The 12420-nt window shown below is 52.8% G+C and carries 10 protein-coding genes; 3 read left to right on the top strand and 7 right to left on the bottom strand.

Features of this window, described 5'->3' with window-relative positions; all coding sequences use genetic code 11:
- Positions 1 to 7: 7 nt before the first annotated feature.
- The gene (locus PUR_RS08780) at positions 8 to 1468 is read left to right on the top strand and encodes a sulfatase family protein (protein ID WP_179037820.1); all 1461 of its coding nucleotides are present in this window, start codon (positions 8 to 10) and stop codon (positions 1466 to 1468) included.
- Positions 1469 to 1692: 224 nt separating this feature from the next.
- Here the strand turns inward: PUR_RS08780 and PUR_RS08775 are convergent, their stop codons facing one another.
- From PUR_RS08775 to PUR_RS08765, 3 genes are read right to left on the bottom strand one after another with little or no spacing between them, the layout of a single operon-like run.
- The gene (locus PUR_RS08775; RefSeq protein ID WP_332107939.1) at positions 1693 to 2529 is read right to left on the bottom strand and encodes a carbohydrate ABC transporter permease; all 837 of its coding nucleotides are present in this window, start codon (positions 2527 to 2529) and stop codon (positions 1693 to 1695) included.
- Positions 2526 to 3422 (bottom strand): carbohydrate ABC transporter permease, encoded by an 897-nt coding sequence (locus tag PUR_RS08770; RefSeq protein WP_179034916.1) that lies wholly within the window; start codon positions 3420 to 3422, stop codon positions 2526 to 2528. Before PUR_RS08770 ends, PUR_RS08775 begins: the two co-directional genes overlap by 4 nt.
- Positions 3423 to 3439: 17 nt before the next feature.
- Positions 3440 to 4765 carry an ABC transporter substrate-binding protein gene (locus PUR_RS08765; protein ID WP_179034915.1) on the bottom strand — a complete coding sequence of 442 codons (1326 nt, stop codon included), beginning with the start codon at positions 4763 to 4765 and terminating at the stop codon, positions 3440 to 3442.
- A gap of 256 nt (positions 4766 to 5021) precedes the next feature.
- Between PUR_RS08765 and PUR_RS08760 the strand changes: the two genes are divergently transcribed.
- Both PUR_RS08760 and PUR_RS08755 read left to right on the top strand, forming a co-directional pair.
- Complete coding sequence (locus PUR_RS08760; RefSeq protein ID WP_232101778.1) at positions 5022 to 5786, top strand: response regulator transcription factor; 765 nt, start codon at positions 5022 to 5024, stop codon at positions 5784 to 5786.
- Positions 5783 to 7534: a cache domain-containing sensor histidine kinase gene (locus tag PUR_RS08755; protein WP_179034914.1), complete on the top strand. Its 1752-nt coding sequence runs from the start codon at positions 5783 to 5785 to the stop codon at positions 7532 to 7534. The genes PUR_RS08760 and PUR_RS08755 overlap by 4 nt, the downstream gene beginning before the upstream one ends.
- Here PUR_RS08755 and PUR_RS08750 read toward each other — a convergent pair.
- From PUR_RS08750 to PUR_RS08735, 4 genes are read right to left on the bottom strand one after another with little or no spacing between them, the layout of a single operon-like run.
- Entirely contained in the window at positions 7524 to 9050 is a 1527-nt protein-coding gene (locus PUR_RS08750) for a UxaA family hydrolase (RefSeq protein WP_179034913.1), read from the bottom strand. The genes PUR_RS08755 and PUR_RS08750 overlap by 11 nt on opposite strands.
- Positions 9043 to 10683: a tagaturonate reductase gene (locus PUR_RS08745; RefSeq protein WP_179034912.1), complete on the bottom strand. Its 1641-nt coding sequence runs from the start codon at positions 10681 to 10683 to the stop codon at positions 9043 to 9045. Before PUR_RS08745 ends, PUR_RS08750 begins: the two co-directional genes overlap by 8 nt.
- Before the next feature lie 5 nt (positions 10684 to 10688).
- Positions 10689 to 12107 (bottom strand): glucuronate isomerase, encoded by a 1419-nt coding sequence (gene uxaC, locus PUR_RS08740; RefSeq protein WP_179034911.1) that lies wholly within the window; start codon positions 12105 to 12107, stop codon positions 10689 to 10691.
- Positions 12104 to 12394 (bottom strand): family 4 glycosyl hydrolase, encoded by a 291-nt coding sequence (locus PUR_RS08735; protein ID WP_269474724.1) that lies wholly within the window; start codon positions 12392 to 12394, stop codon positions 12104 to 12106. Before PUR_RS08735 ends, uxaC begins: the two co-directional genes overlap by 4 nt.
- Between the last annotated feature and the right edge of the window lie 26 nt (positions 12395 to 12420).

The following is a 12420-nucleotide window of genomic DNA, read 5'->3' as shown; positions in this document are numbered from 1 at the left end:
GGACGGATTGAAAGTACTGCTGCTTGATCTTGATTCGACAACGCCCAGCCATCTGGGTTGCTACGGCTATCATCGCAATACCTCTCCCAATATCGATAGCATTGCGGCTGAAGGCGTAATTTTCACTAATTATTATACTACTGACGCACCGTGTCTTCCCTCGCGGACCGCGCTCATGACCGGTACGTTCGGAATACATAACGGCGTTGTCGGCCACGGCGGCACGGCGGCCGATTTGCGTCATGAAGGAGTGGATCGGGAGTTTCGCAGCCGGCTCGGTTCCGAGAGTTTCCCCTCGATTTTCCGGGAGGCGGGGCTGAGAACGGCGCTAATCAGTCCATTTGGGGAAAGGCATACGGCCTGGCCGTTCTACGCCGGATTTAATGAAATTTATAATACGGGCCGCTGCGGGATGGAATCGGCCGAGGAGGTAACTCCGGCCGTTCTTGACTGGCTGGACCGCAACGCCGGACAGGACGACTGGATGCTGTATGTGAACTACTGGGACCCGCATACGCCATACCGCGCACCCGCCAGCTTCGGCAATCCGTTCGCCGAAGAACCGCTTCCGGCCTGGCTGACGGATGATGTACTTGAGGAGCACCGGAACAAAGTGGGCCCGCACAGTGCGAGCGAGATTAATATGTATGACAACCGCACCTTGGATAAGTATCCGCGATATCCGGGCGAAATTGCCGACTACGCCGGATTACGGCGGATGATCGACGGGTACGACTGCGGAATCCGCTATATGGACGGACATATCGGAGCCATTTTCCGGAATCTGGAGCAGCAGGGAATTATGGATGAAGTGGCGATCATTATTACAGCCGACCACGGTGAGAATATGGGAGAACTCGGCATATACGGCGAACACGGCACAGCCGATCAAGGCACCTGCCGCATCCCGATGATCGTCCGGTGGCCCGGCGCCCTTAAAGGCCATGTGAATAGAGGGCTGCATTACCATCTGGATCTTCCGCCCACGATCGCAGATCTGCTTGGCCTAAAGCCCGCTCCGAGCTGGGACGGGCAGAGCTACGCGCCCGCGCTTCTGGCCGGAGAAGAGAGCGGCCGCGACTACCTCGTCGTCTCCCAGTGCGCCCATGTCTGCCAGCGGAGTGTCCGGTTCGGCGACTGGCTGTATATCCGCACTTATCATGACGGCTATCATTTGTTCGACCGTGAAATGTTGTTCGATCTCAATCAAGATCCGCACGAGCTCCGCAATCTGGCCGGGGCCCGTCCCGACCTCTGCCGGGAGGGAACATATCTATTGCATGATTGGCACGAGAACATGATGCGGTCCATGCCGTTCGACACCGATCCCCTCTGGACGGTGATGAAAGAAGGCGGCCCGTATCATGCAAAAGGACATCTGAAGAGCTATGCCGAGCGGCTGGTGCAAACCGGACGGGGACACGCCGTTGCGGAGCTGCGCAACCGGCATCCGCAGGAGTTCAGGTAAGCCGCATAGGCTGAGTCAGCAGGAAATACCTCAGCGCCCAACAGGCATTTCCCGGCTACACGCCGGGCGCCTGCTGCCAGGGAAGTCTGTTGCCGTCCTTCTTGGATTCCGCTATCCACTAACAGCAAAGACCCCCGCCCCATACTTCGGGGCAGGAGGTCGCGGGTTCAAACCCTTTCCGTCTCGACATACATATCAATAGTGAACCTCCAACCAGCGCCCCGTCACCCTTTAATGCCCGTAGTCGATATGCCCTCCACAAAATATTTTTGGGCGAAGAAGAAGATCAGGACACAAGGCACAATGCTGACCACCGACATAGCCAGAACCTGGTTCCAGGAGACGGCCGAGGAAGCGTCGAGCGACAGGCGAAGCCCCAGGGAAACGGTGAATTTTTTGACACTGCTGATGTAGATGATCGAGTTGAAGAAGTCGTTCCAGGTCCAGATGAATTGGAAAATGCCCACGGAGAAAATAGCCGGCTTGCACAAGGGCAGGAGAACCCGGGTCAGTACGGTAAAGGAATTGCAGCCGTCGATAATAGCCGATTCGTCCAGATCGCGCGGCAGTCCCCTCAGGAACTGAATCATCAGGTAGACGAAAAATGCCGATGTGGCAAAGGCGGAAGGTATGATAAACGGCCAATACGTATCCAGCCAGCCCAGCTTCCGGAACAGGATATACCGCGGAATCATGATCGAGGCGTGGGGCAGCATCAAGGTAGCGATCATAACAGAGAAGAGAAATGTCTTGAGCGGGAACGAGAATCTTGCAAACCCGTAGGCGACAATAACGCTTGAAAGAATCGTCAGCACGACGGTGGGAATGACCAGGAATAGCGTATTGATGAAGAAATCCTGAAATCCATACTGCCCGGTTCCTTTCCACCCTTCAGTGTAAGCATTCCACACGAAGGTGTCCGGCAGCAATCGGCTGGAGCCGAAGATGGCGGCATTCGTTTTGAAGGATGAGGCGAACAGCCAGAGCAAGGGGTACATCATCACCAGGCCAAGGGCGATCAGCAGCAGGTATCTCAAGATAGAGTTGGTACTACGTGTCACTTCGATCTCCCTCCATCCTCATAATAAACCCATTTAGTTGACGTTTTAAAAATAATAGCGGTTACAACCATAATGATAACGAATAGAATCCACGATAAGGCGGAGGCGTAGCCCATTCTGAAGTAGGTAAAGGCTTCTTCATACAGCTTCAGGGCATACAAGTACGTCGATTTCATTGGCCCCCCATTCGTAATCACGAATGCCCCCGTGAACTCCTGAAAGGCGTTAACCATCTGCATGACCAGATTGAACAGTACGATTGGCGTCAACAAGGGTACGGTTATTCTGTAGAACATGCGCCATCTGGAGGCTCCGTCAATGGAGCCGGCTTCATAAAGATCATTTGGAATCTGCTGAATGCCGGCCAGAAAGAGTACCATGGAGGAACCGAATTGCCATACGGACAATAGCCCAAGTGTGTAAATGGCGATATTCGGGCTGCCGAGCCAATCTACAGGCGGGAGGTGAAAATAGCCCAACATGCTGTTGACGACGCCTTCTTTCATAAACAGAAAGCGCCACAGGACGGAGATGGCGACGCTGCCGCCCAAGATCGACGGCAAATAATAGACCGTCCGAAAGAGGTTGATGCTGCGCAATTTCGAACTGAGAATCACCGCTACGAACAAGGCAAAGGCCAGCTTTACCGGAACAGCGAGTATAACGTACAGCAGCGTTACTTTTAAGGACTTCGTAAACCCGTCATCCTGAGTGAAGATCTGGATATAATTGCTTAATCCAACGAAGTGCGGCTTGCTCATCATATTGTAATCGGTGAATGAATAATAGAATGAGGCGATAAAGGGATATACTTGAAAAATAAGCAGCCCCAAGATCCAGGGAGAAATATAGAGCAATCCGATATACTTATGGTTGCTTCTCAATTTATTCATGGTTACCTGCTCCAATCCTAATTTCTTCCTTGCAGCTCCTTAAGCTTGGCGTTCAGCTTCTCGATCAGTTCTTTCGAAGCGTCCTCGGGGCTTGCCTTGCCATAGCTGACCTTCTCAATAATCTCTTGCAGGATAGCGTCAATCTCCGAGTTCGTAGCAATTTCATTGTCCACAATTCCGGCGTTCGCCAGGCCCAGTTCAACCGCATTCGATATTTCGGCATTGATCTTCCCGGCCTTAACAGCAGCTTCCTGGGACGGCTTGGATGCCGGAATGGAGCGGACATCGCCCAGAATGAGCGCCGCTTCGGGATCGTTCAGAAACCAGTTCATAAACTTGGCGGCTTCCTCGGGATGCTTCGTTGACTTGCTTATGGCAAGAAGCTGCGACGGGCGCACAAGCACGGACGTATCCTTGGCGTCTTTAGCAATGACCGGAAGCGCCGTTATCGTCTCGGTTCCCTGCGGTAGCACCGACGTTTGGGTAATGTAGAGGCTGCTCATGGCAAAAGTCATCGGGATCTCCTGATTAATCCATTTGGGATTCTGCTCTCCCTTTCCGAAGAACAGGTCGCTCTCTCCGAGCGGCTGGTACACGCCGGCTTTCAACGCTTTATCAATCCAGGCCAGCGCTTCCGCCGCCTCTTCCTGCGTAAAGCCCAATGTGTAATGATCATCGATCCATTCTTTTCCCGTACGCTGCTTTAACATGTTCGTGAAATCTATGGCCAGAATGCCATGGTCCGCAAGCAATAAATATTTGGAGCTGTCCTTCTCATGCAGCTTCTTGCCTTCTTCATAGATCGTGTCCCAATCCCACTTGATATCGCTCGGGATGCCAAGCTTATCCATAAGGCTCTTGTTGATAATCAGACAGTAGGCGTTAACGCCGGTGGGCAATGCCTGAACTTTACCGTTATAGGTGCCGAAGTTCTCGAGCAGTGTCTTCTCGAAGCCGTCCAGGGAAAGGCCGGGCTGACTGCCTAAATCCAGAAAAAGGTCGCTTTTGCTTGTCAGCTCACGCATCCACGGCAGATCAAGCTGGATAATATCAGCCGCTGTGTTGCTGGCAAGCTGCGTCTTAATCTTCTGCTGATAGCCGTCAAAGCCCTGATATTCGGCCTCGATGGTCACGTTTGGCGCTATCTTTTTATAAGCTTCGATGGCTGCCAGTGTAGCCTTGTGGCGATCCTCTCCACCCCACCAGCTGAAGCGCAGGGTTACATTCTTTCCGTCATCAGCGCCGGCGCTGCCCGAATCATTGCCGGAGGCGCATCCGCTAATTAGCGCGGGTAGAACAAATAAGGCGATAAGCAGGCATTTCAGGACTTTTGTTTTTTTCATCGTTGACCGCTCCTCATCTTTTATTGAAAGCGCTTTTACAGGGAAAATTATACGGCAGTTTACTTAGCTTGGTAAGGACGCTGATCTTCGCTTTAAGTATCATTAGCCTCGCCCTTTTTAGCCCCGGGTATCAAATCTTTGGTTTAGGTATCAATATTCCATACATTGAGGAATACCGGACCGGACATGCCAATTGCGCTTCCTAATCTGATATAATAGAAAAGAAAGCGTAATCATTAACATAGGCTGAGGTGATATGATGTTTAACCTGCTGCTTGTAGATGATGAAACAGACAGCCGCGAGGCGTTAAGCAGTTATTTCCCCTGGAACGACACCGGATTTCAGATCATCGGCCAAGCAAGCAACGGCAAAGAGGCCCTTGACTTTATTGAAAACAACGGAAGCGTAGATATTGTATTGACGGATATCAAGATGCCGGTCATGTCGGGAATTGAGCTGGCCGAGGCTGTATATAACCGCAACAAGAAAGTAAAAATCGTGTTCTTGAGCAGCTACCGGGAATTTGAATATGCGCAGGAAGCCTTAAAATACAAAGTGCTTAACTATGTATTGAAACCGGCAAAGTACCAAGTGCTGGCCGATGTCTTCGGCAAGGTCAACGCGGAGATGCAGGCGGAACGGAATGAGCGCCGGGTGTCCGGGAATGAAAGCGAACCAGCGGAAAGCAGTGACAAGGGAATGATGATCGGCAGGATCAAATCCTATGTCCGGGAGAATTACAAGAACGCCACTCTCGATGAAGCGGCAAGGAACGTCCATTTGAATGCCAATTATTTAAGCTTTGTGTTCAAGCAAAAAACAAACCAGACCTTCTCCGATTACCTCATTCAAGTAAAGATGGAGGCGGCCTTGAAGCTCCTTCAGGACAGCGCCTGCTACAAAACGTACGAAATCAGCGAAATGGTCGGATACAGCAGCGCCAAGAACTTCACCCGCACCTTTAAGCAATTCTATGGAAAGACGCCAAGCGAGATCCGAAACGGCACCAATGAACAATGACCGAAAAATACTTTATCAAGCATCTGGCCACCTTCCTGATTCCTCTGCTCCTGCCTCTGCTTATTCTGGGAACGTTGTCGTACTTCAACACGGAACACTATATTAATGCGGACATTAACAAGAACAGCAAGTTCCTGCTTATTCAGTCGCAGCGGCAGCTGGAAATGATTCTCGATGAATTGAATACGCTGGATCTCGCCTTGTATCAGGATGCCAAGGTATTCAATGAGCTGTCTTCGGTACTCCGGGCGCCCGCCTTCACCTACGAGAGCTCATCCGCGTACCAGATTATTTTCGGCTATATGAACGCGCTGGCCAGCTCCAAGCCTTACATTCAATCCATTTATTTTTATGCCGACAACGGCTTTGGCCGCTATGTTTCTTCCGAGCAAGGCCTCTCAAGTTTGAATAAATTCAACGACACGGCCTGGTTTGACGAATTCATGAGCTATAACGGTCCTCCGGGAAAATGGATGACAAGAAAGAACGTAACGCCCTCCGAGACCGGACAGGCTGAATCGGCAACGTTCTATAACGTGATTGTCCCGCACAAAATAGCGATCATGCTCAATGTGCGGCCCAAGTATATCGAGAACATTTTGAACACGAGCACGACCCATAAAGGACAGATGATGTTTATTCTGGATGAACACAACCGCGTTCTGTTTGCCAACAATGTGCAGCAAAGCCTGAATGACGACGAAATCAGACAGCTTTCCGCCAATCCCTCGTCGTTCTTTGACATGAATTCTTCGGCGGGAAAAGTCAATGTAACCAAGATCGAATCGAAATTGTATAACTGGAAATATGTTTCCATTATTCCTCATGATACGCTCTATGCGCCTTCATCCCGCATTCTGGTCTACACCATTGCTTTTTCCTGCCTTTCCTTTGTCTGCGGGCTGATTCTGACTCTTATTCTGACGCGCCGAAACTACCGCCAACTGCTGATGATTTCCTCGCTGATCAATTCGGCGGACAAGGATGTCACGCTATTAAGGCCGCCGGGAAAGGTGAAGGACGAGTATTCGTATATTATGCAAGATATGATTAAACATTTTATTGAGCACCGTTACATCCAAACCCAGCTTTCCGAGAAAAAATATCGCCTTCAGGTCATGGAACTGCTTGCCCTGCAGTCTCAGATGAACCCCCATTTCCTGTATAACACGCTCAACTCTATCTACTGGGAAGCCGTGGGCCTGACAGGCAAGCCGAACAAAGCCAGCGAGATGATCGAGAACCTGTCCGACATGCTCTCCTACTCGCTTAGCAATCCTTCAACGACGGTCACCTGGATGGAGGAACTGGCCAATACCGTAAATTATGTGGAGATCCAGAAGAAGAGATACCGGAACAAATTTGACTGCTTCTTTGAGTATGACGAGGAGATCAGGCCGCTCCATACGATGAAGCTGCTGCTTCAGCCCTTGATCGAGAACAGTCTGTATCACGGGATACAGGCGAAGGACGGACCCGGCCTGACCAAAGTAAAAATTGTGCAGAAGGCGGACAAGCTGAGAATATCCGTCATTGATAACGGAGCAGGCATTGCCCCGGATAGGCTGAAGCAGCTCCAGACCCTACTGCTCTCCGATGTGGAGCAGACCGGGCATATCGGCTTGTTCAATACCAATAAGCGGCTCCGGCTTCTGTACGGCTACAGTTATAGCCTGAAGATCAGGAGCAAGCACGGTCTCGGAACCTGCATCGAAATTATTTTGCCCCGCATCCCGATTACAAAATGACGCCATCCTTGAACAGCGCGATTTCGCGGTACCCATGCTTTTCATTGTTGGTTCTGTCTTCGCCGGAGGCGAGCTTTAGAATGTTCTGCCAAAGCTCCTCGCCGACCTGCTCTATGGATGCGCCTTCTACCAGCCTGCCGGCATTGAAATCGATCCAGGTTCTCTTGCGGTCGGCCAAATCACTGTTCGAAGCAATCTTCACTGTCGGTACAGGCCCGCCGAAAGGCGTGCCTCTGCCTGTCGTGAACAGGACCAGCTGAGCGCCCGCGGCTGCAAGAGCCGTGACGGACACCAGATCGTTACCGGGAGCTTGCAGCAGAGAAAGACCCGGCTTGCGTACACGGTTGCCGTAAGCGATGACATCGACGATCTCCGCATGTCCGCCCTTTTGAGTGCAGCCGAGTGATTTTTCCTCCAGCGTAGTCAAGCCTCCCGCCTTGTTGCCGGGTGAAGGATTCTCATAAATATGCTGCCCGTGCCTTATGAAATATTGCTTGAAGTCATTAATCAGCGAGACGGTCTGCTCGAACGTGCGGCTGTCCGCAGCCCGGTTCATAAGAAGCGATTCCGCGCCGAACATTTCCGGCACTTCCGTTAATAGGGCCGACCCTCCCCACTCATTCAACCGGTCGGCCACTCTGCCAACAAGCGGATTGGCCGTGATTCCCGACAACCCGTCCGAGCCCCCGCATTTCAGCCCCAGCGTAAGCTTCGAGACCGGCACAGGCTGCCGTCTGAACTGCTGCGCGTAAGCAACCAGTTCCTCAATCAGCTCAAGTCCCGTCTGAATCTCATCCTCGGCCTCCTGGGTCTTCATAAAGCGTACGCGGGAAGCGCAATAATCGCCCAGTTCCTGCCGGATCAGCTCAATCTGGTTGTTTTCGCAGCCCAGGCCCACTACCAGAACACCCGCCGCATTGGGATGCTGAATCAGCGAAGCCAGCACCCTTTGCAAGGAATGCAGATCTTCACCCAGCTGCGAGCAGCCGAACGGATGAGGAAAATGAGCGATGGCGTCCACCTTGTCCTGATGGAGCGCGCTTGCTTTTTTGGCGAGCAATTCACAGGTCTTGTTGATGCAGCCTACCGTATTGATGATCCATATCTCGTTGCGGATGCCGACATCGCCGTTTTCTCTCACGTACCCCTGGAATACCGGGACTGAGGCGGGAAGCTCATTGCCGGCTACCGTTTTCGGCGCAGGGCTGTATACATACTCCTGCACCTCCTGCAATCCGCTCTCCAGATTATGGACATGAACCCAGCTGCCTACCTGAAGGTCGGATTTCGCCCGCCCGATGGAGCAGCCGTATTTTCGAATCTCCGCTCCCCGGCTTACCGGTTTGATCAGGATTTTATGATATTTCGGAACATCATCCAGCAGCTTGACCGGCTGTACCTGCGGCAAATCCGGGGAATCCGAGAGCGCAGAGAAATCAACAGCTTCGCCCTGTTTGAAATCCCTCAGGGCAACGACTACATGATCGTCCTTATGCAATTGAATCCATTCATTCATAGCCGGTCATCTCCATTTCACGCCAATGTGCGGCAATGGCCTCCGAGAGGCCCGTGATTGTCGATAAATCCGTCCCCCACAGCCCCTTCATCCCCAGCAGGGCAGAGGCCATCTCAATGGCAGAATTCGCATCGGTGGCAAAGTTCGTCTCGGCAGCAAAGTTCTTCTCTTTGGCAGAAGCGGTCCGGTCATCGGCCTTTTTCCATACCTGGTGCATGCTGTCCAGAACCGCCGCTTCATCCTGAACAAGATAGGCGACTCCGTTCAAATCCGTCCCCTCGTAACCATCCGCCGACTTCCTGATCTTGTAGTAGCGCAGCAGGGCGGCAAAGGAGCGCGTCAACAGCGGCGGCACTTCCCGCCCGTGTTCAGAGTAATACAGAAGGGAGGGGAGAAGCCGCTCTCTGAATTTACTGATGGTGTTCATGGCAATATCGGAGAGCCGGTGCGCGATATACGGATTGCGGAATCGCTCGTACAGGCTGCCGGCATATTCCATCAACTCCTCCCGATCCATGGACAGGGATGGAAGGATCTCCTCCTCCAGCGCATGGCGAACGAGAGGGCCGAACTGGTCGTGCTCGAACGCCTCTCTGACATATTGAACGCCGTGCAAAATTCCAAGCGGCGCCATAAGCGTATGCGCCCCGTTCAGCATCCGTACCTTGCGCAGCCGATAAGACTGAAGGTCCTCTACATACCGCACATGCAGGCCCGCTTTCTGAAAAGGAATGATGTCCTCCACCAGGCCGTCCGTCTCGATAATCCAGGAATAGTAAGGCTCGGCAACCGTCAGCAGCTCATCTTGATAGCCCAGCCGGGCGGTCCATGCCGCGGCTTCGTCCTTGGGGTAGCCCGATACAATGCGGTCAACAAGCGTGTTCAGGAAGCAATTGCTGCGCGTAATCCACTCTTTCAGAGCGGAAGGAAGGCCCCATGCCTCGCAATAACGAAGGATGCACCGGCGCAGCTCGTCGCCGTTATTGCTCAGCAGCTCGCAGGGCAAGAAGATCAGGCCCTTGTCCGGGGCTCCGCCGAAGGACGTATAGCGTCTGAGCAGAAACAGCGCCATTTTGCCGGGAAAGGAAACCACCGCCTCGCCTTCTACCCACTTTTCCTCTCGGTAGGTAATGCCTGCCTCAGTTGTGTTGGAGACGACAAACCGCAGATCTGGATTTTCCGCCAGCTCAAGAAAGCGATTCCACTCTTCATAAGGATCAATGATGCTGGAAAAAACGGAAATCACCTCCCGGCTTTCAACCGGCTGCCCCTTTTCCAAGCCGCGTGATACCAATGTGTACAAGCCATCCTGCCGCTTCAGGCTTTCCAGCTTGGCTCTCCCGCCCGGCCTCGGCTGCGTCACAGCCACAGTCCCGCTGTACAACCCTTTTCGGCGGACCGTTTGCAGCATCCAGTCAAAAAATCCGCGCAGGAAGTTCCCTTCGCCAATCTGCAGAATCGTAACCGGATCACGCTGCAGACGTTCCCTGCCGTCAGGCGGGTCTCCGGGCACGGACAGTTCCTCGTTCACGGACTGCTCTCCCGGCACGAATGATTCCTCGTTTACAGCCGGCTCCGGCTCTCCGGCAATAAGCTGCCGGCTTAATAGCGGGATATTATTTGCTAAGTTCATCGCGCTCACTCTTTCCCGCCGAAGCCGAAATAATGTTGGGCATTCCAATAGCTGATGTTGCGAATCGTATCGCCCAGCCATGACCGGTTATCCGGAAGCTCGCCCTGCTCCACCCATTCACCGATCAAAGAGCAGAGTACACGGCGGAAATACTCATGTCTCGGAAAGGACAGGAAGCTGCGCGAATCCGTCAGCATGCCGACGAACCGTCCCAGAACGCCGATATTCCCAAGCGATTCCAGTTGAGCGCGCATCCCGCTTTTCGTATCGTTGAACCACCATGCCGAACCAAGCTGGATTTTGCCGGGAATCCCCTCCCCTTGAAAACTGCCTGCGATGGAAGCCAATACGTCATTGTCTTTCGCATTAAGCGAATACAGGATCGTTTTGGGAAGGGCATCGTTATTGTCCAGCGCATCCAGCAGTCTGACAAGCGGGTACGCCAGCCGGTGGTCATGTATGGAGTCGTAGCCGGTATCCGGGCCAAGCCGCCCTTCCATAAGAGAATTGTTATTGCGATGGGCATTAATATGGTATTGTACAACCCATCCCTGCCTTTTATATATTTTTCCCAGGAACAGCAGCGTGAACGTTTTGTACTTTTGTTCTTCTTCAAGGGAGACACTGCTTCCGCTGACGGCCTTGGCAAAAATAGTCGAAGCCTCTTCCAGGGTCGCCTCGGCGTACGGAACATAATCCAGCGCATGGTCAGAGATTCGCCCGCCGGCTTGATGAAAGAACAGAATCCGCTCTTCAAGCGCTTGCAGCAATTGCGGATAGGTGAGGATGGAATACCCGCTGGCTTCACTCAGCCTGCGCAGCCAGGGAACGAAGGCAGTCCGGGCAAGTTCAAGCGCGCGGTCCGGCCGGAATGTCGGCAGCACCCGGAACCCGAGGTCTGCTTCCTTACCCAGCTTGAGATGATATTCAAGCGAGTCTGCCGGATCGTCGGTCGTACAGATCGTCTCCACCCTGGCGCCCCGGATTATTGCTCGCACAGTGAGCTCTTCCGACTGGAGCTTCGCATTGGCCTTCTCCCAAATGGCCGCGGCGGAACCTTCATTGATCTCTTCCGTTATCCCGAAAATCCGTCTGAGCTCCAGATGCGACCAGTGGTACAGCGGATTTCCCGGCAGTGCTGGAACTGTAGCGCACCAGGCCGCAAAACGCTCAAAATCGGTGACATCCTGCCGGCCGGTAATAAGCCGCTCCTCCACACCATTGGCGCGCATCGCGCGCCATTTATAATGGTCTCCGTTAAGCCACACCTCGGCAATATTGCCAAAGCGTTTGTCCTCCCAAATCTCCTGCGGATTTAAATGGCTGTGATAGTCGATGATGGGCATATCTTGCGCATAATCCGTGTAGAGCCGGAACGCCGTTTCATTTCCCAGCAAAAACCGTTCATCCATAAAAGTCCTCAAAATTCCACCGCCCAGCCCGGAAGATATTCCTGCGTGTTCTCCAGCATCCGAATGAACAATTGCTTAGCCTTCTCAGGAGGCAGATGATTGACCTGGGGATCACTAACGAAGGCGTGGAACACCGCTTCCGTGTCTTTATTAAGCGCCGCTTGCAGCAGTGATTCCTGGTTAAGCACATGCCGCGCAACCAGATTGTGCACATCTGAAGGAAGCTGCCCGGAAACAATCGGCTGGACCCGGTTGAAGCCGAATATTGCGTTCGTCTCCACAACGGCATGACGGGGTATAATGCTCCCGTAGGTTGAGACACAGG

Origin of the sequence: Paenibacillus sp. URB8-2, assembly GCF_013393385.1 — a bacterium.
In the GTDB taxonomy this organism is placed as follows: Bacteria; Bacillota; Bacilli; order Paenibacillales; family Paenibacillaceae; genus Paenibacillus_AQ.
The sequence above is the reverse complement of the archived record's forward strand: the minus strand, read 5'-3'. Positions and strand labels throughout refer to the sequence as shown.